Source organism: Paenibacillus sp. 7541, assembly GCF_002276395.1.
Classification (GTDB): domain Bacteria; phylum Bacillota; class Bacilli; order Paenibacillales; family Paenibacillaceae; genus Paenibacillus_AQ; species Paenibacillus_AQ campinasensis.
Genome location: NZ_NQLZ01000032.1, coordinates 23,691 through 43,421 on the forward strand (window position 1 = coordinate 23,691; position 19,731 = coordinate 43,421).

Sequence of the window (19,731 nt, forward strand, 5' to 3'; positions counted from 1 at the left end):
ACACATCACGACCCCACATCTGAGATAAGCGAATGGTGCAAGTATTTCGGTTAGGTATGTTTGCGTCTATATTCCAGCGGAGTCATGCCGTAAAACTCCTTGAATTGCCGGCTGAAATAAGGTAAATACTGATATCCCGTCAGGGAGGCGATTTCATATATTTTAAGCTTCGTTGTGACAAGCAGGCTCTTGGCCTTCTCCATGCGAAGCTTGATGACATAGTCGCTGAAATTATGACCGGTCTCTTCCTTGAAGATAACCCCCAGATAATTCGGTGAAAAAGAAAAGCGGTTCGCCATATCGCGCAAAGTAATGTTTTCATGCATGCGATCGCGGATCACGTCTATCATTTCCTCAATGAGACGCCCGTTTTTGGATGCTTTGCGAAATTTTAACTGTTCTGAGATTTCAAACACTTTCATTCTTAACCATGAAAAAATATCATCCAGCGTTTCAAATTGAAGCAGAATGTCCAGATTTTTCAGCTCGATGCCTAAAATCCGGAACAAGTCTTCATGCATCGTGTGCAGATGCTCATCCAGCTTTAATATAATATACATCGCGAGGTTCCGAACCGTAAATGTTGAACGGATGTTCGCCGCCAGATGCTGAATGGCCAAAATTTCATCATGAATGCCGACCAGATCATAGGATGCCATCGCCTTGAACAGCGCATCCAGCCGGATATCGAGACTCTCCACTTCCTCGCGGTTCTCCGTCGGCACCTCGTGGTACATAATCCACTGACCTTTCCCGCGGAACATTTTGTAATCCAAAGCTCTGACCGCCATCTCGTAGGACTGGTGCAGGTCTTCGAGCTTATGCGCGTCCCCGCCCTCGCCCACCGTCACAGTGAGGCCGTATTCCTGACGTAATTGTTCCAGAATCGCTTCAATCTCCGCCCGGTCACGATCCCCTCCGAACAGAACGGCTGTACGTTGATCTGTCACTCTGCATACATGGGCAAAACCGCCTTGATCCAAAGCCATATGCAGCTGTGCCATGTACTGTTCCCGAATTCCTCTCCTCTCCTCGGACACCTGTTGCTGGCTTCGCCAGGAACTCATTTCGTCCAACTCGAGCAGCGCCACGCGGATAGGCCATTCATGCTCCGCCCAACGATACTCCCTCTTCATGATTTCCAGGACCGCGCCATCATAAGGCTGCTGCAGCAACCGCAGCAAATACTGATGCTTCAGAATCGGAATCATCTGCTGATAGGCCCGCTCCGTTTCCTTCCGGCGATGAAGACGATCCAGCTCCTGCCTCGCTTTTGTCAGCTCCTGGATCAACTCCTCGTCCTCCATCGGCTTGAGCACATAGCTGCACGCATTCAGGGCGATCGCCTGCTTCACATAACTGAAATCCTGATACCCGCTAATAAAAATGACCCGCAAATCTTCATGATGCTTGAGCGCACGCTGAGCCAGCTCGATGCCTGTCATGTTCGGCATCCGCACATCGGTTACCAAAATATCGATAGGTTCCTTCTCCAGCACCTCCCAGGCGGCGAAGCCATTGGTGACCGCGCCCGCAATCGTCATACCGAGTTTTTCCCATGGAATAAAGCTCTTCATGCCTTCTAGATCCAGTATTTCGTCATCTGCAAGCAGCACTTTATACACGGGCTCCATCTCCCCCCATAAATTCCGATAAGGGTATACTGCTTAGCGCAGCATACCCTTACGTTTCTCATTATATTGTTATTCCCCACGCATTTTGGCCAGGTTCTCTTGCCATTTTTGCGTTTTGAATGCCAGAAGCTTGTCGAAACCAGCTGTTTGTGCATCCGCCTCAGCCTTGTCGAGAATGGCCAATACTTCTGCATCATCTTTCGCATACAGGGCTTTCGCTCTAGCTTCTGTAAAGATATCTTCTACGCGTTGACGAATAATTCCTTCCTCGCTGTCCGGAGCCGGATCGAGGTTAATAAATTCGGTAGCGTTAGCTTGTGTTTTCCAAGTAATTTCATACTGCCAACGTGTGGACCAGTTACGCTGTTCCTCAGGAAGCGTGCTTTCGTACTTGGCTTTTGCCTGGTCGATAAACACCGTGTTACCGTTCCATTGAACATTCGTCGTAGTTGCTTGAAGCTTGCCGAGGCCTGCCGCATCCGTCACGTATTTCTCTGTGAACTTCGGCATTACCCCTTCTTCTTCCCAACCATCCCAGTATCCGCCTTCAGGTCCCCACATGAGGATCGCTTGACCTTCCGGTCCAGTATACCAATCCAGGAAAGCGAAGATCGCTTCAGGATCCTTGGCTGCTTTTGTAATGACGCTTACGTTCCAGCCGAGCTGGTTGTAAGTGCCCGGGAAGATTTTGTTCTTATCCAGACCTGGCTTCGCAATCGGCCAGATCATGAAGTAACCTGCATCCGGATCTTGAGCCGTCAATTCAACATGCGCATTCATCGCATTCTCGGTCGGGCTGGATGCCGAATATACGGCAACACGGCCAGCCATAACTTTCTCTTTCACCTGGTCAGCAGTTTGTGTCATTGCGTCTTGCGTGATCAGTCTTTCGCGGAACAGCTTCGCAGCGTACTGCATCGACTCGCGGAATGTCGGATCCAGGAAGATCGATGTCAATTGGTCACCTTCAGGAACACCGCGGATCGAAATCCAGCGTGTCAACGCATTTTCTCTAAAAGCAGAGTACAGCGTTTCGATACCTTGACCTTCGATACCCGGCTCGTAAGGCACAACCTGATTGCCGTACTTCTCTTTAACAGCTACGAGGTAGTTGTACAGATCATCGGTTGTTTCCAGTGGAGGCTCACCGAGCTCCTCGTAAATCTTTTTGTTCACAACATAACCTGCGTTGCCGTTCGGCTGGCTCGTATACCAGTTCGGGAACTGATACAGCTTGCCGTCTTCGGAACGAAGCATGTTAATTCCTTCTTCGCCGAGCCACTGCTTCAGGTTCGGGTATTTATCGAGATAATCATCAAATGGAACCAGCATATCGGCCTGACGAAGCTTATCGACGTCCGGTCCGCGCTCCATCCAGATGACGTCCGGCAGCTGACCGGAGGCAATCATCGTGCTGAATTTCTGCTGCGCGTTGCCTTGGGAGTTGATAGGAACTACGTTGACTTTTTTGTTCTCTTTAATCCATTTCGTAGCGTCATCATCGCCCCAGTTCGGCATTGTGTACCAGTCATAGTGACCGTAGAAGCTGAATTCCAGCGGCTCCTCACCTAGCACATATGTGTCGGATTCAGCGGAGGTATTGTTCTCGGTCCCGTTATCGGATGGCGTCGGCGTCGGTTCCGCCGTATTCGAATTGCCTCCCCCGCTGCAGGCGGAAAGCATCAGCATAGCTGCCAGCAATATGATCAGCGATGTGGACAGCGATTTTTTTCTTTGCCTCATTCTCGAATTCCCCTTTCGTTCTTCCCTCTTTATTTATGTCTAAAGCCTCCTCGGCTTCAAACAACAGACAGATAAGCTATTCCTTCAAGGAACCAATCAGAACCCCTTTAACGAAATGCTTTTGGACAAACGGATAGACCATAATGATCGGAATCGTGGCCACAATCATCGTTGCCATGGACAGCGATTTGGTGGTTACGCTTTGCATTCTGGACAAGACCGCTTGCGAAGCCGAATCCAGGTTGCTCATCTGCTCTGACATGATGTTCGAGTTCAGAATCTGATTCAGAATAGTCTGAATCGGCAGCAACTCGTTTTTCGAAATATAGATACTTGGGAGGAACCATTCATTCCAGTGCCCGACCGCAGTGAACAGCGACAGGGTCGCGATGACCGGACCGGACAGCGGCAGAATAATTCGGAAGAAGATCCCCCAGTTACCGGAGCCGTCAATTTTTGCCGATTCCTCCAGACCGGCCGGAAGCCCCTGGAAGAAGGTACGGAAGATGATCATATTCCACACGCTTACAAGCGTCGGAATAATGTACACCCAGAAGGAATCCATCAGCCCGAGGCTGCGAATCAGCATGAAGCTCGGGATCAAGCCCCCGCCGAAGTACATGGTGATGATACACATGATCATATAATATTTACGTCCAATCAGCTCACGCTTGGTCATTCCGTAAGCGAAGATGGAGGTTACCAGAATCGAACAGAACGTACCGACTACCGTACGGGCCACCGAAATTGCAAAGCCGTTCAGCAGCCGCTTATCTTGAAAGACAATCTCATAGTTCTCCAGTGTAAAGCTTCTCGGCCAGAAGGTGACACCCCCCATTGCCGTATCCGCTCCGGTATTCAACGACACGACTAGCGCATTCCAAAACGGATAAAATGTCACAAAAGCCAGCAGTGTAAGAAAAATGTATATTACGACCATCATTACGCGGTCCCCAAATCCAAGACGTACCAATGCTACCCGCTCCCTTCCTCAGGATGTTTGATTACCATAGACTGTTTCCTGACCGGCGTGCGATCAAGTTCGCTATCGTCAGCAGCATGACGCTGATCACTGCTTTGAACAAGCCTACAGCCGTTGCGTATGAGAAACGAGAATTTTCGATACCGATTCGGTAGACATACGTATCAATGACGTCGGAAACCTCTCTCAGCACCGGGTTTTTCGCCAGGAGCAAAATATCCTCAAAGCCTGCACTCAGCAGATTGCCGATCGACAGAATCATGAAAATGATAACCACCGGCATGATCGATGGAAGTGTAATGGTGAAGATTTGCCGGAACTTGCTCGCGCCATCCATATCTGCCGCTTCGTACATATGCGGGTCAACGCCCGCCACAGCGGCCAAATATACGATCGACGAGAATCCGATCTCCTTCCATACTCCTGTCGTTACGAGAATCGCCCAGAAGTACTCCGGAATTGAGAGGAAATTGATTGGCTCCTCCACCAGATTCAGATTCGTCAGCAGAATGTTCACGCTTCCATTGTCGGTCGAGAGCATGGAGATCACAAAACCCGACACGATAACCCAGGACAGAAAGTGCGGCAAGTAGCTGACCGTCTGTACCATCCGCTTGAAGAACATATGTCTGACCTCATTCAGCATCAGCGCCAACAGGATGGGCGCCGGAAAGCCGATGAAAAACTTGAGGAGACTGATGACGATGGTGTTGCGCATGACGTTCGCAAACTCGGGAGCCTCGAAGAACATTCGGAAATGCTTCAGGCCTGCCCATGGACTCTCTGCCATACCTTTGAAAATGTTATAATCCTGGAAAGCCATCAGGATGCCGTACATTGGGATGTAACTAAATACAAAAATCAATGCCAGTGCCGGAAGAACCATCAGCTGAATGTCCCACTGCTTCGCAAAACGAACCGCGAGGTTATCTTTCTTCCGTTTGGGAACAGGTTTCTGCTCCATTGAGATCTGTGCCATAATCTTCCCTCCCGCTTGTGCCCCTATCGTACAGTTTGTCTATGAATCAAATTGTAATCGAAGGGCGCGGGTATGACTATTTGCCTAATCAACGAAAAATGATACTTATCAATCCAAAAATAAAACGCTTACATCGAGTGAGAAGTTAATGTCACGCAGCAAGAATCACACAGGGGGGGGGCCGTCCCTTGCCACCGATTCATCCCGGTCAAGCGCCACGGTGCTTGCGCCTGATTCCTGTAACCTAGGATGAAAAACATAAAAAACTGCACCTCCAACGTTAGACGGTGTCTAACAAGGGGGTGCAGTTCCACTACGCCTTGCTCTTCGTCCGAACCGGCGGCAGCAGCTTGCTCATATTGATCGTCCGCTTGATCTCCCAAGTCTCCGGACGGTCATGTTCATACTGCTCCAGATAGGCAATAACCTCTTTCGTAATCGGCGTCGGCGTGGATGCGCCCGACGTGACCGCCACCTTGTTCACGCCTTCCAGCCATTCCCGCTTCAGCTCTGACACATCTCCGATCCGGTATGCCGTCACACCTGCAATCTCTTCAGACACCTGTGCGAGACGGTTCGAGTTGTTGCTGCGCGGATCCCCGACGACAATGACCAGATCGGCCTGACCTGCCTGCTCTGCAACCGCCTCCTGACGCACCTGGGTTGCCAGGCAGATCTCATTATGAATCTCCGCGCCGGGAAACCTTGCGAGCAGCTTGCTCATAATATGCTTAATATCCCACTGGCTCATCGTCGTCTGGTTCGTGATAATGATTCTCGATGAAGGGATGTCAAGCTGGTCGATCTCATCCTCCGTCTCGATCAGATGAACATGCTCCGGTGCAATGCCGATGGCTCCCTCCGGCTCGGGATGGCCTTTCTTCCCGATGTAGATAATCTCATAGCCGTCGGCCGCCTTTTCACGAATCAGGTCATGTGTTTTGGTCACATCCGGACAGGTGGCGTCCAAGGTTGTCAGACCTTTGTCGCGAGCCAGCTTCCGAACCTCCGGGGATACCCCGTGCGCCGTAAAAATGACGGTTCCGCTCTCCACCTGGTTTAGAATCTCCACACGGTTGGGCCCGTCGAGCGTAATAATGCCTTCATCCTCAAAGGATTTTGTCACATGACTGTTATGGACAATCATGCCCAGTATATAGATAGGCCGAGGAAGATCGAGATTCTGCGCCGCTTGCCGTGCCAGCACCATCGCATCCACAACACCGTAGCAGTATCCTCTCGGCGATATTTTAATCACTTCCACTGATCCTCACCTGCTTCCCACGAAAATTACCGCTGTACCTGTTCATTATACCTCTATTCAAGAGGAGGAGCAAAAACGAGCGGAAGCCATATAATAAACGTGCTGCCTTCGCCCCGCTTCGTCACCACTTCCACAGAGCCTTCATGGACATCAATAATCCATTTGGCAATGGACAGTCCAAGGCCGGTACCTTCGGTTACTCCCCGGGATTGGTCCGCCCGATAGAAGCGGTCGAAGATATGCGGCACCTCGTCTTTATCCATGCCGATGCCGGTGTCCGCAATCCGGATGCCGACCTGTCCCTTGTACAGCACAGCATCGAGCGACACCACGCCCTCCGGCGTATATTTGAACGCATTCTCGATGAAAATGAACAGCATTTGCTGCAAATAATCTTTGTTACCATTGATGTAGATACTGCCTAGCATCATGAAATCCCCGACCTTCCAGGCCGCGGTTCTTTTCAAAAATTGCGCTCTCCGGGCGACCTCTTCAAGCAACGGCCGAAGCGGTATGGCCGATTTCTCAAACGTCTTTCCGGTATCCGCCCGGGCCAGAGACAACATATCGTTCACCAGCCGGCTCATCCGTCTCGCCTCATCGGCAATATCCCCGATCGCCTCCATCGATATTTGCTTCAGCGCCTCTTCATCCAGATCCGGCCGATCCTCGGGCGGGGAAGTCCATATTTTATGCAGCAGATCGACATTGCCGCGAATGGTCGTCAGCGGTGTTCTCAGCTCATGCGAAGCATCGGAGACAAAGCGCCGCTGCGCCGCATACGCGTCCTCCAGTTCTTTGTAAAAGCCTTCGGTCCGGGACAACATCCCGTTAAATGTCCCGATCAGTTGTCCGATTTCATCCGGCGGCCCATCATACTCAATCCGCAGGCTCAAGTCCGTCCCCTTCTGGATGCGCTCGGCCGCTTCCGTCACCTTGCCGATCGGGCTGATCGACTTGCGGGCCAGGAACAGCCCGAAGGAAGAAGCAATGACCAGCGTAGCCGCCGATCCCATGATCAGGATGGTCTGAAGCTGCTTGAGCGTATCCTCAATTTGCCTTGTGCTTGCACCAATCTGGAGCCATCCGGCCAGGCTGCCCGTGTATTGCTCAATCACGGGGTGACTGTAGACCAGGAACGGGTTGCCCCCGAGGCTGACTTTGGAGAAAAATGCCTCGGTCGCCGCTTTCTCCACACCTGGCACTTCAAACATCAACCCGCTGAATTTCATATTATCCGATCGCCAGGTCGAGTTATTGCGAATCGTGAACGTCTGGACATACAAGTCCATATCCTCCAGCCGAATTTCCGAGGAGCGGTTCGGCAGCACCTCAATGATGCCTTGACCAAAGCTCACTCTTTTGGCCTGCTGCCGGATGCGCTGCTCGAGTTCACTGTACGTGTACAGATTCACAAAAGTATAAATCGCCGTGCTGAATATGACCAGCGTCACGAATAGAATGCTTGTATACCATGCTGTAAGCCGCAACCGTATCGACATGCTAGCTGTCTCCTCTTAAAATATACCCTGCTCCGCGAATCGTCTGGATCAGCCTTTTGCCCCCGTTCTCCTCCGTCTTCTGGCGAAGCATGGCAATATAAACCTCAAGCACGTTGGATTCCCCGCTGTAATCATATCCCCAGATTTTATCCATAATCGTATCGCGTGACAGCACGCGCCTTGGATTTTGCATAAATAGATGGAGCAGCTCGAATTCCTTCGCCGTCAGTTCAAGCCGCCGTCCGCCGCGCAGCACCTCTCTTGAATCCGTGTCCAAGACAAGATCCTCGAAGGTAAGACGCTGGCTGGAGGAATCGTCGCTCGGTTTCCGGCGCAGCAAAGCTCTGACGCGGGCCAAAAGCTCTTCGAGCGCAAACGGCTTCACAAGATAATCATCCGCCCCGATATCGAGCCCCTTTACCCGATTCTCCACCTCATCCTTGGCGGTCAGCATCAGGACAGGCACGGTGCTTCCGCCTTCGCGCAGCCTCCTGAGCGCCTCAAAGCCGTCCACCTGCGGCATCATCACATCCAGAATGACCGCATCGGGCTCCTCGGCGAGGATCATTTTGAGGCCCTCTGCACCATTGGAGGCAGTCATGACATCATAACCCTCGAACGCAAGCCCTCTGCGCAGCATTGATATAATTTTGTCATCATCATCTACTATTAATATTCGGGATCGCATCACGGCATCTCCTCTATCTATGAATCAGCATCTGTTGCTTACTTATTCCAACCCCATTATATCGGTCCGGTTTAATGCAAGACAAGCGGAAGGCTTCTTCCCTTCCGCTTGTTCGTCCCTTCATGTATGGCGTTAACGCCGCTGCTGGGATTGTTCAAATTCGTTCCGATCACCGATCGTGAGCGGCAGATCGATCTGCTTGCCATTGCGAATGACATTCAGTGTAATATCATCACCGACATTTTTGCTCTGGATGAATTCGATCAGATCCAGGTGGGTCGGATATTTCTGTCCGTCAACCCCCACAATGATATCGTACTGTCTCAGATCCGCCTGATATGCCGGCGAACCGAAGACGACGCTGTTCACATAAGATCCTTCCGTCACATCGGTCCCAAGCTGCTGGGCAATTTGGGAGGTCACGGTGCCCAGTTCTGCGCCAATGAACGGAACCGGATCCTTCGGCACATCCTGGCCGTTCTTCAGATAGTCGACCGCTTCCTTGATCGTGCTGGAAGGAATCGCAAACCCGATGCCCTGTGCCTGGGAGCTGACAGCTACGTTCATTCCGATAACTTCACCCTTCAGGTTAAGCAGCGGGCCGCCCGAGTTCCCCGGGTTGATGGACGCATCGGTTTGCAGCAGATTTTTGTAGTTACGGTCCGCTTCATTGTTCGTTCCTGGAATTTCGATGCTGCGCTCCTTGGAGCTGAGCACCCCGGCTGTGACCGTATGGTCAAATCCTTGCGGGTTCCCGATGGCAACCAGCCATTCACCCACTTTCAATGCCTCCGAATCCCCAAGTGCCACCGTCGGGAAATCCTCGTCCCCTTCGATCTTCAGCACCGCCAAGTCAAGCTCATAGCTGGACCCGAGCAGCTTCGCTTCATAAGGCTTCTTGTTTCCTTGGAGCGTAACCTGGATCACGTCCGCGCCATGGATAACATGCTCATTCGTCAGAATGTAGCCTTCCTTGTCAAAGATGAAGCCAGAGCCAATGCCCTGCGCCCGGAGGGATTCGTCGTTTCCGCTTCCCTCGCTCTCACTTCCTTCGCTGCCGCTTCGACCGCCGCCGAAAAAGTACCAGAACGGGTCATTCCCGTACGGGTTCGCGCTGCGGGCGTTGCTGCTCTTGACAAAGGTATTGATCAGCACAACCGACGGGCTGGCTTGATCCACGACGCTCGATACGTCATTCGCATTCGTCGGGATCGACACGGCGGCCGGCGTCGCCCCGCCGCTATTGGTCGGCTGGGACTCGGTCACCGGTGCATCGCCACCAGACGACAAGGCGGCCTCCGGCGTAAACATGTTCGTCCGGTCCGCAGCAAACATCAGGCCTGAAATGACGAGCACCCCGGCCATGAAGGATAGAAATAACGATTTGAAGGAGCTTCTCGGCCTGGAACTATAGTTCCGGTTCCGGTTGCGATTCGCGTTGTCCGGCAGGCCTCCGCCCTGTCCTTCTCCGCCGGAAGACTGCCGCGTCAGTCCTGTCGGAACCGGCTTCACAGGCTCCGGAGCCGTCACCTCCACCTGCTGGGGCTCCATCTGCCGATAACCATCCCGCCCCTCTGAATCGTTATCGTTTGAAATAGACCGGAACGGTCCGTACGAATAATAGTAGGATGATTCATTCGATGAAGAAGACTCCTCTTGTTTCTGTTTCTGTTCAGGTTCTTCGTCGGGGTATCCGAAGCGTTTTCTCTGATCGTCCATAAGTGTCTTTACCTCCTATGTTAAATCACTTGATTCCAAGTGCTACATGACTAACTGTTTCTATTGTGTACTATAAACCTTAATAGTACCTTAAAAACAATTAAAAGGCAGATAAAAAGACGGCTCTCCCCGGCTAAAACAGCGTTTATTGCGTTTTCACCCAGCCTTTTCGGTGGGCGTATATCGCCAGCTGGGTTCTGTCCTCCAGCTCGCATTTCATCAGCAGGTTGCTGACATGAGTTTTCACCGTTTTGATGCTGATATGGAGCTCCTCGCCGATCTCTTTATTGCTTTTTCCTTCCGCTATCAGCAGCAGCACTTCCTTCTCCCGCTCGGTCAAACCGGATTGATCCTCATCGACCATATGACGGCGAATTCCGCGCGTAAGCGCATCGGACACGTCCTTGGTCATCACCGGCATGCCGCGATAGGCTCCCTGAAGCGCATAGATCAGCTCATCAGCGGAAACGGTCTTCAGCACATAACTTACCGCTCCGGCCTCGACGCAGTCAACAACCAGCTCATCTTCCAGAAAGCTTGTCAGAATGACGATTTTCTGATCCGGAAACTCCGACATCACCGCCTTGGTCGTCTCTGCCCCGTTCATGATCGGCATCATCAAGTCCATCAGAATCAGATCCGGCCGGGCATCCGGGGCTTTTCTCAGCTTCTCCAGCACCTCGAGTCCGTTGGCAGCCTCGTCAATGACTTCGAAGCCGGGGTCCAGCGATAAATAAGTTTTCAGGCCCATCCGCACCATATCGTGGTCATCGGCCAGCATGATCTTTATGGTATCCATATCATTTCCCCCTTGTTTACTTCACCGGCACAGCGGCTTCCTCCTCAAGATCGTCATGCTCATCGGACGGTCCTCCAGAGCCGTTCTCTTCTCCGAACAGCGGAATGTTCACGCGCACGGTGGTGCCGGCCCCCTGCCGGCTTATAATATCCACCTGTCCCCCCAGCTTCTCTGCCCGCTCCCGCATCGTGGACAGCCCGTAGGAGCCCTGTTTCTGCGTTAAATCGTCAAACCCGCAGCCATCATCACTGATGCTGAGCACAACGCGCTTCTCTTCCTCGCGCAGCGACATGCTGACCATGGACGCGCCCGCGTGCTTGACAATGTTGGCCACCGCCTCCTGAATGATTAGGAACAGCTGATGCTCGATGGCCTCGGACACTCCGCCGTAAACCTCAACATCCTTCACGCCCTTGAGACTGTTCTGCCGGCAATAATCCGGGAACCAGCGCTCCAGCGCCTCCTCGAGCGTCCGACCCTCCAGCTCTACCGGGCGAAGCTGTGCAATGAGCGCGCGCATCTGCTTCTGGGCAATATGGGACATTTCGATTAACTGGGAGAGCACCTTCTCCCCATGCTCCGGATTTTTCTTGAGTACAGCTGGTAATGAAGAAGCGGACATGTGTATGGCAAAGAGCTGCTGGCTTACCGTATCATGCAAGTCTCTTGCCATGCGTCGGCGTTCCTCCAAAACTGCAGCTTCAGCGGCGATTTCCTTCTCGATCACATCCTGCTCGCCCAAGCGCTGCAACAGCTTCATCTTCTTCTCCAGCGCCTCGGTCATGGTGTTGAATTCCTCATAGACGCGCGCGAAAGAACCGTCTTCTGCGGCTGGCAGCCTGACCGTCAAATTGCCTTTGGCCACCTGTAGCATGTTCAGATGCAGCAAATCCAGCGGACGCTGAATCCGTTGTCCGGCGATATAGCCGGCAATGCCTGTGAACAGAACAATACCGACCGAGTAATAAACCCACAGTCGGTTGTCCTGAATATGAATGTATCCCCATTCGTCCGCAGCGTACAGGAATACGGCAACTCCTGCTCCGATGAGCAGAAAATACAGCATAAGCACCCATTTAGTATTCTTCAGAAAACTCATCATCGACATGCCGGTTACCCTACCCTGTTCACTTTAATATCGCCGATAAACACGCTGACATGAATGCGGATCCTCTTCCCTGCTTCCCTGTAGTACGGGCTCTCGATGCCCGAGCTGCTCATAAATCCGCTTCCTTCCTTCTGATCCAGCACCTTCATGTCGCCGATAAACGAGCTGGTCGACACATGGATGCCGAGGTCCGAATCATTCGGTACAAACACTTTGACGTCTCCGATAAATCCGGAAATGTTAATGCGGGTTTCGCCGTACGGAATCTGGGCTTTGGTCAAGTCGAGCACCGTATCCCCGATAAACTGGGAGATGTTGGTCGGCTTCAGCGAAAAGTATTCCTTGCCCATATGCACATCCCCGATAAAAGCGGATTTATTCACTGTATCGTGATGGGACCATCTGGCGCCACTTCTATTGGGGTCATCTCGGTCTTCGTAGTACCGGTGACCCTCCTCTTCATTATAACCGTAATGCGGATCCGTATCGTCATAGCGGTAGCCTCTTCTTCCGGATGCGGCCGTATGATCCCTATGATTCGCATGATCGGTATGCTCCTGTTTCGGCTCCTGCTGCGGTTTGCCAAACTTGCGTTCAAACACCTCATCAAGCGAAGAATCGAGCGGAACGGCCTCCGGCGGCTCTGGCGGAATCGGGCTCTGCCGACGGTCAGGCTCCGGGGCAGGCGGCGGCTCAGGCGGCCGGCGGTTATTTCTCGGCTGTAGAATGACCTGCAGGCCGAACAGAATCAAAGCAACCGGAATCGCAAATTTGATTAAATCTCCAAACGAGAACCATACATAACCCAGGTTGCGTCCCAGAAAATAAAGGCCAAGCAGAATTGGCACCAAAGCGCCCCACAGCACCCCTGCACCAGATGCAAAGATCAGGCTTTGCAGGCCGAACCAGATCAAGATGACCGGCCAGAATGTCGATATGAGATAGCCGATGCTTACATTAATAAAACCAAGCTGATTTAGAAAAAACAATACGCCGATTCCGATCAGGAACAGGCCGCCGAATAACTGGCTCCATCCTTTTTTACTCATGGTCACATCCCCTTGCCTTCACTTCTTTTGGTAACTACAGTGTACAACATCCTGAAGGAACGATATAGCGGCGGCGGGATGAAAATCAACTCGGTCTCCAGACCGAGGCACTGGATAATAATGGATCACGTCTTCTATATAGAAAAACCCCCGCCAAGTGCAGGGGTTTTGTATAAAGCATGAAACGAGGGTTGCCACCGGCTAACTAACCTTAACGGTTTGTTTTGTGGTCGCCTGGCGCGTTCAGCTCGCCAAACTCCGCGTCAAACTTCTCGTTTGGTTTTTTGTAGTTCTCTTGAACCTTCGATTTGCCCTTCGGGTTGCTGGCAATGCTTTGATCTTCAGCAAACTCGGCATTGAACTTTTCGTTCGGTGTCTTGAAGTTTTCCTGAACTTTATTCTTTTTCACCGTCTTCACCTCCTGGTTATCTTCATACCATCATCCTCTTCAGGGGTTTGGCCCCCGAACAGTAGTATGTGATGAACCGGCGGGGCTTATGCGAGCTCGGGTAGTAAGTCCAGTGGCTGCCGGGAATCCGGGGTCAAATCGCTTCCTCCAGCACAGAGCTTGGCAGGAAACGGTACGTTTCAATCGCTTCTCCGAACTTTTTCAACATCGCTTCGGTGCATTTTCCGCTGCCTTTTCGAATGAGCTGCACCTCGACATCCTTTTTACCCCACTCCTCATACACTTGCTCGGTTGTGGCAAAATACAGATCGATCTTCCGACCCTTGATGGCAGAGCCGATGTCCGCGACGATCCCGTACCCGTAACCCGGGATATACAGAATGCTGCCCAGCGGAAATACAGATGGATCGGCAGCGATCGTGGACAGCGTATTTCGGTCTCGCTTCACCTTCACCCCGGAATACGTAATGCCATACTGGGGATGACCGGGTCTTTTACCAGTCGATTCATATCCTGCTGTATATCCTGTTGCCGTCACTGTCACCGTATGCAGCACCTGATCATCTCTTGGAGCCAGTACTGCCATCGAAGGATGGCCGCCTTTTCTGGTTGCTTTGACGCCGTGATCATCGCGCTGCTGCTCGTCTTCGGCAAGCGTTATATGTTTATTAACTTTTCCGATGCTAACCAAATTCAGGGCATAGAGATGCGCCATCTCCATAAAACTTGAGCCTTCAATGAATGCGCTCGATTTCTGTTCGCTGTGGGACACGCTGTAGGAATCACTTAATACCGGCTGCCAGTGACTTGCATTCGCCGTTACCGGCGGTTCGAGCAGCCAAGCGATAACGAGCCCGCACAAAAAGAACCCCTGCCATGTTTTTCGTTTGTTCATTGCGAATACCTCCCCCTTACTAGCGAGGGTTCCCGCAACTTCAACGGTTTATACATGACAGGGGTTGAAATGTTACCCTATGATCGAGCTAGTAATGGGGCAACCATCTGCAGCGGTCTACAGTTCCCGTACAACAGAAAGCTCTCGCTTGCATAGGATTACACAGCGTGCGTCTGGATTTCCTCACGCAGCTTGGCGATGATATCATCCAGCGGCTGAGCGCCAATATCCCCTTCCCCGCGCTTGCGGACGGATACAGCGCCAGCGTTCTTCTCATTCTCGCCAACGATGAACATATACGGAATTTTCTCCAGCTGCGCTTCGCGAATCTTATAGCCGAGCTTCTCATTACGGAGATCCGGCTCAACCGAGATGCCTGCCAGTTGCAGCTTCTCCGCTACTTCCTTGGCATAATCCTCAAATGCGGTAGACACCGGAATCACCTTCACCTGCACCGGAGCAAGCCAAAGCGGCAGAGCGCCTGCAAAATTCTCCAGCAAGAACGCGGCAAATCGCTCCATGGTGCCGAGGATGCCGCGATGGATGACGACCGGACGATGCTTCTGACCATCATCTCCGACATATTCAAGCTCAAAGCGTTCTGGCAGCAGGAAGTCGAGCTGTACAGTAGACAGCGTCTCTTCTTTGCCAAGTGCCGTCTTGATCTGCACATCGAGCTTCGGTCCGTAGAAAGCAGCCTCGCCTTCCGCCTCGAAGAACGGCATATCCAGCTCCTCTACAACCTCGCGCAGCATGCGCTGGGACATTTCCCACATCTCATCGTTCGGGAAGTATTTCTCGGTATCCTGCGGATCTCTGTAGGATAGGCGGAAACGGTAGTCCTGAATGCCAAAATCCTTGTACACGGTCATAATCAACTGGATAACCCGTGCAAACTCTTCCTTGATCTGATCCGGACGGCAGAAAATGTGGGAGTCGTTCAGCGTCATCGCCCGAACCCGGTGAAGTCCTGTCAATGCGCCGGACATCTCATAGCGATGCATCATGCCAAGCTCTGCAATCCGGATCGGCAGATCGCGGTAGCTCCGCATGTCGCTCTTGTACACCATCATATGGTGCGGACAGTTCATCGGACGAAGCACGAGATCTTCATTGTCCATCGACATGACCGGGAACATATCCTCCTGGTAATGATCCCAGTGACCCGATGTTTTGTAGAGATCCACGTTGCCAAGCACAGGGGTATACACGTGCTGGTAGCCAAGACGCTCCTCCAGATCCACGATATAACGCTCAAGGGTGCGGCGGAGCTTCGCCCCGTTCGGAAGCCAGATCGGCAGACCTTGTCCTACGAGCTGGGAGAACGTGAACATTTGCAGTTCCTTGCCCAGCTTGCGGTGATCGCGCTTCTTCGCTTCCTCCAGCAGATGCAGATGCTCATCGAGCTGCGCTTTCTTCACAAACGCGGTCCCGTATACACGCTGGAGCATTTTGTTCTTGCTATCCCCACGCCAATAAGCTCCGGCCACATTCATCAGCTTGAACACTTTGATTTTTCCGGTTGATGGCACATGCGGTCCACGGCAGAGGTCAAAAAACTCCCCTTGCTCGTAAATCGTAATGACACTGTCCTCCGGCAGATCATGGATCAGCTCAAGCTTGTACGGATCCCCCAGTTCGCCAAAAATCCGCAGCGCTTCCGCACGGCTCACTTCCTTGCGCACGATTGGCAAGTTCTCGCCTACGATGCGCTCCATTTCCTTCTCAATCTTCTGCAGATCCTCCGGATTCAGCGGCTCTTCAAGATCCATATCATAGTAGAAGCCGTCCTCGATGACCGGTCCGACTCCCAGCTTCACTTCCTTGGCGCCATACAAGCGCTTCGTTGCCTGTGCCAGCAAGTGAGCTGTACTGTGGCGGATCACTTCAAGCCCTTCAGCCGAATCCTGGGTTACGATTTCTACGAGGGCACCTTCCTCAAGCGGCGTCGCCAAATCGACCAGCACCCCGTTTAATTTTCCTGCCACTGCGTTTTTCTTCAGCCCGCTGCTGATGGATGCAGCCACATCCTCAATCGAGCTGCCTGCCTCATATTCACGGACCGAGCCGTCTGGCAGTTTAATACTGATAGCCACCTTACATTCCTCCTCAAAGCATACGTTGGTTTAATTTCACGTTTCCTGTTCCATTCTCGCAGGACATAACAAAAAACACCCGTCCCGCAAAGGGACGAGTGTTATACCCGTGGTTCCACCCTAATTCGATCCTCGGTCACACTGGCCCGCGCCAGGGCCGATCCGAAGGATCCTTCATCAGCATTGAATAACGGTCATGAACCGGTGAAGCCTACTCTTACGAAAAATGAATCCCATAATTTCGACCGCACAGCTACAAAGGGGTAAATCAATGACGCACCGAAGGGAATTTCAGCCGGGTTCCCTCTCTCTGGAACGGATCTAGCCGATTGACTCATGTCTTTGTCATAGCTTTTACGTGAATTTATGAGATATTATAATCCTGCTGGCCAGAATACGTCAAGTCATCATGCGCCCGCTTCCGAGAAACACACTGCATTCCGGACAGCTGCAGCATATCTGAGCCCGGTTGTCAAAAATTTGGGCCAATGTCATAATGACCGGCAAATCAGGATTTCGCGTGTGAATGATCATTCGGGCCGGGGAAACCGCAATCAGTGTGCTGACGATCATATCTTCGATTTCCATTTCCTGATCCAGCCTCTCAATGATGAGTCCGTCCTCTTGCGGCCGCTCGATCGGCCTCAAGTTGCCATCCAGCAGCAGGAAATCTTCTTCGCCCTTGTGGATGACGTGGACGATCGGCATTTTGGGCTCCTGAAAATAAACAAAATACTTCAGCAGACTCACAAACTCCTCATACTGCTGATCCAGGATAAACTCATCAACGGCGTACTCCGCCAAGTCGCGCAGCTCTTGCTCATAAGTGTGGAGGCGAAACGTCAGGAAGCCGTTCAAATTGAGCTCAGGCCCCTCAAGCAGACACTGGTCAATGCCTTCAACCAGCTTCCGTCTGCGGCTTTGCCAATATTGGGCAGCCTCCCCTTCATTGGACAGCAGCTGGAAATAGCATTGCAGAATTCGTTCTGCCTCCTCTTCATCGTCAAACTCGAACTCCGAGTACAGTAGCCGTGCAGCAAGCTCCTGCTCCCTCTCCTCCATAATGTAAGCAGTAACCGCCTCGGAGATAAGCCGTCGCAGCTCCTCCGCAGACAGCGTCCAGGTCGACAGCGGCAGCTTGCCGGAGCAAGTCCAAGTGACCCGGGCTTCTGCAGCGCTGAAAGCAAATTTCAGCTGCTTGCATCGCTTATGTAGCTCCTTCTGCTTGTCTGACAATATACGGCGAAATGCCTCCTTCTCATGATCCGACCGTGTATCGATTGAGATGCTGAACAGTTCCATGGAATCACTCCTTTCGAGTTCCCTTTTCAGTATATGGGGAGTGGCAGGGGGATATACGGAACATCAGCTTGGAAAAACAAGCAAGTCCTTATGAAGCAACGCATCAGCCTTACTATAAAAAACACCCCGTTCACTCCGGCTCAGCCAGACGATCGGGGCGGTGCTTCGCTATACGATGACGTTGTACTCGAGGCGGAAACTGTTCCCACAGAAAAAGTGTGAGTGACCAAGGAAGCCTTGATCACTCACACTTCGGATGATGGATAAACACAGATTAGTTCTGCATCACAAAATCGCGCTCGACGGTGCTGTTATCCTCAAACACACGCAAAATTTCGTACCGGGTATTCCGCTGAGCCGGAATATGTCCCGCTTCACGAATCAGACGAAGAATGGACTCGATGTTGACCTTGTATACCGCACCTGCGGAGGATACAACGTTCTCCTCCATCATCGTGCTGCCGAAGTCATTACAACCGTAGCTTAGCGACAGCTTGCCAATGTCCGGCCCCATCGTCACCCAGGACGATTGAAGATTCGGCACATTGTCAATGGCAAGCCGGCCGATGGCCACCGTCTTCAGATAAGCCTCCGGCGTCTCCCGCTCCCGCTTCAAATTGGTGTTGTCCGGCTGGAACGTGAATGGTATAAAGGCGAGGAAGCCTTTGGAATCCCATCCGTTCTGAATGCATTCATCCTGCGCGTCGCGGATGCGCAGAAGGTGGAGTGCGCGCTCCTCCATCGTCTCGCCCAGGCCGATAACCATCGTCGCTGTCGTGTTCATGCCGAGCTTGTGGGCGGTCTGCATCACGTCCATCCACTGGCGCCAGGAACCCTTGAGACGGCTGACTTTTTTCCGGATTCGGTCGTCCAGAATTTCAGCTCCGCCGCCAGGCAGCGAATCCAGTCCCGCATCCCGCAGCTCGCGCACCACTTCTTCCAGCGGCAAGCCGGATACCTCCACCATCTTCATGATCTCGGCAGGCGAGAAGGAATGCATCGTAATGTTCGGGAAACGCTTCTTGATGTTCCGAAGCAGGTCGGTGTAATAGCTGAATGGCAGATCCGGGTTCGTGCCGCCCTGCATCAGTATTTCCGTCCCGTTCACATCCTGGGTTTCCTGGATTTTCTGGAAAATGGTCTCATCCGGAAGAACATAGCCCTCAGAAGAGCCAGGTCTGCGATAGAATGCGCAAAAGCGGCAGTATACGTCGCACACATTCGTATAGTTTATATTCCGTCCAATTACAAAGGTTGTAATCGGGTCAGGATGCAAACGCTTGGTCATGATGTTCGCGGCATGGCCTATTTTCTCCACTTGATCGCTTTCAAACAGCGTTACGGTGTCCTCCAGGTTAAGGCGTTCTCCCCGCAATGCTTTATCCAAGATACGATCGATCGTACCCATATTGATAGCCTCCTATCTGCAGCAAATTCGCAGTGGCAAGTAAACTCTTGTCTTCACCATCCTACCACATTCCCGGTTCAAAAACGACATACCGAATGAAACGGGATGCCGTTGTTCATGAATTCATAACATTTAAGAAGATATATAAGGCTCA

At 52.1% G+C, this 19,731-nt stretch carries 16 protein-coding genes; all 16 read right to left on the reverse strand.

What is annotated here, in order from left to right:
* Nucleotides 1-50: 50 nt before the first annotated feature.
* Nucleotides 51-1,625 (reverse strand): response regulator, encoded by a 1,575-nt coding sequence (locus tag CHH75_RS18990; protein ID WP_095266361.1) that lies wholly within the window; start codon nt 1,623-1,625, stop codon nt 51-53.
* A gap of 78 nt (nt 1,626-1,703) precedes the next feature.
* Nucleotides 1,704-3,377: an extracellular solute-binding protein gene (locus tag CHH75_RS18995; protein WP_095398932.1), complete on the reverse strand. Its 1,674-nt coding sequence runs from the start codon at nt 3,375-3,377 to the stop codon at nt 1,704-1,706.
* Between the two features lie 76 nt (nt 3,378-3,453).
* Nucleotides 3,454-4,350, reverse strand: coding sequence for a carbohydrate ABC transporter permease (locus tag CHH75_RS19000; protein ID WP_095266359.1), 897 nt, complete (start codon nt 4,348-4,350; stop codon nt 3,454-3,456).
* Nucleotides 4,351-4,381: 31 nt separating this feature from the next.
* Complete coding sequence (locus tag CHH75_RS19005; protein WP_095266358.1) at nt 4,382-5,338, reverse strand: ABC transporter permease; 957 nt, start codon at nt 5,336-5,338, stop codon at nt 4,382-4,384.
* 313 nt (nt 5,339-5,651) lie between these two features.
* Complete coding sequence (locus tag CHH75_RS19010) at nt 5,652-6,602, reverse strand: 4-hydroxy-3-methylbut-2-enyl diphosphate reductase (RefSeq protein WP_095398933.1); 951 nt, start codon at nt 6,600-6,602, stop codon at nt 5,652-5,654.
* A gap of 53 nt (nt 6,603-6,655) precedes the next feature.
* On the reverse strand, nt 6,656-8,104 hold the full coding sequence (locus CHH75_RS19015; RefSeq protein WP_095266356.1) for a sensor histidine kinase: 1,449 nt from the start codon (nt 8,102-8,104) through the stop codon (nt 6,656-6,658).
* A gap of 1 nt (nt 8,105) precedes the next feature.
* Nucleotides 8,106-8,792: a response regulator transcription factor gene (locus CHH75_RS19020; protein WP_095266355.1), complete on the reverse strand. Its 687-nt coding sequence runs from the start codon at nt 8,790-8,792 to the stop codon at nt 8,106-8,108.
* A 132-nt stretch (nt 8,793-8,924) separates the two neighbouring features.
* On the reverse strand, nt 8,925-10,511 hold the full coding sequence (locus tag CHH75_RS19025) for a S1C family serine protease (RefSeq protein ID WP_095266354.1): 1,587 nt from the start codon (nt 10,509-10,511) through the stop codon (nt 8,925-8,927).
* Nucleotides 10,512-10,656: 145 nt separating this feature from the next.
* The gene (locus CHH75_RS19030; RefSeq protein WP_095266353.1) at nt 10,657-11,310 is read right to left on the reverse strand and encodes a response regulator; all 654 of its coding nucleotides are present in this window, start codon (nt 11,308-11,310) and stop codon (nt 10,657-10,659) included.
* Nucleotides 11,311-11,326: 16 nt separating this feature from the next.
* Nucleotides 11,327-12,412, reverse strand: a complete 1,086-nt coding sequence (locus CHH75_RS19035) for a sensor histidine kinase (protein WP_095266423.1) — start codon at nt 12,410-12,412, stop codon at nt 11,327-11,329.
* Nucleotides 12,413-12,423: 11 nt separating this feature from the next.
* Nucleotides 12,424-13,473: a cell wall-active antibiotics response protein LiaF gene (gene liaF / locus CHH75_RS19040; protein ID WP_095266352.1), complete on the reverse strand. Its 1,050-nt coding sequence runs from the start codon at nt 13,471-13,473 to the stop codon at nt 12,424-12,426.
* A gap of 205 nt (nt 13,474-13,678) precedes the next feature.
* Nucleotides 13,679-13,876 (reverse strand): hypothetical protein, encoded by a 198-nt coding sequence (locus CHH75_RS19045; protein WP_095266351.1) that lies wholly within the window; start codon nt 13,874-13,876, stop codon nt 13,679-13,681.
* A 133-nt stretch (nt 13,877-14,009) separates the two neighbouring features.
* Entirely contained in the window at nt 14,010-14,615 is a 606-nt protein-coding gene (locus tag CHH75_RS19050; protein ID WP_413773601.1) for a 3D domain-containing protein, read from the reverse strand.
* Between the two features lie 314 nt (nt 14,616-14,929).
* A complete protein-coding gene (thrS, locus tag CHH75_RS19055; RefSeq protein ID WP_095266349.1) occupies nt 14,930-16,867 on the reverse strand; it encodes a threonine--tRNA ligase in 1,938 nt (645 codons plus the stop codon).
* Nucleotides 16,868-17,266: 399 nt separating this feature from the next.
* On the reverse strand, nt 17,267-18,169 hold the full coding sequence (locus CHH75_RS19060) for a putative sporulation protein YtxC (protein WP_095266348.1): 903 nt from the start codon (nt 18,167-18,169) through the stop codon (nt 17,267-17,269).
* 274 nt (nt 18,170-18,443) lie between these two features.
* Entirely contained in the window at nt 18,444-19,577 is a 1,134-nt protein-coding gene (gene mqnC / locus CHH75_RS19065) for a cyclic dehypoxanthinyl futalosine synthase (protein ID WP_095266347.1), read from the reverse strand.
* Nucleotides 19,578-19,731: the final 154 nt, after the last annotated feature.

Excerpts from the sequence above, each read along its gene's own strand:
- CHH75_RS19005 (WP_095266358.1), bottom strand. The coding sequence starts at position 5,338 with ATGGCACAGATCTCAATGGAGCAGAAACCTGTTCCCAAACGGAAGAAA.
- CHH75_RS19020 (WP_095266355.1), bottom strand. The coding sequence starts at position 8,792 with ATGCGATCCCGAATATTAATAGTAGATGATGATGACAAAATTATATCA.
- CHH75_RS18995 (WP_095398932.1), bottom strand. The coding sequence starts at position 3,377 with ATGAGGCAAAGAAAAAAATCGCTGTCCACATCGCTGATCATATTGCTG.
- mqnC (WP_095266347.1), bottom strand. The coding sequence starts at position 19,577 with ATGGGTACGATCGATCGTATCTTGGATAAAGCATTGCGGGGAGAACGC.
- CHH75_RS19060 (WP_095266348.1), bottom strand. The coding sequence starts at position 18,169 with ATGGAACTGTTCAGCATCTCAATCGATACACGGTCGGATCATGAGAAG.
- CHH75_RS19035 (WP_095266423.1), bottom strand. The coding sequence starts at position 12,412 with ATGATGAGTTTTCTGAAGAATACTAAATGGGTGCTTATGCTGTATTTT.
- CHH75_RS19015 (WP_095266356.1), bottom strand. The coding sequence starts at position 8,104 with ATGTCGATACGGTTGCGGCTTACAGCATGGTATACAAGCATTCTATTC.
- CHH75_RS19030 (WP_095266353.1), bottom strand. The coding sequence starts at position 11,310 with ATGGATACCATAAAGATCATGCTGGCCGATGACCACGATATGGTGCGG.
- CHH75_RS19025 (WP_095266354.1), bottom strand. The coding sequence starts at position 10,511 with ATGGACGATCAGAGAAAACGCTTCGGATACCCCGACGAAGAACCTGAA.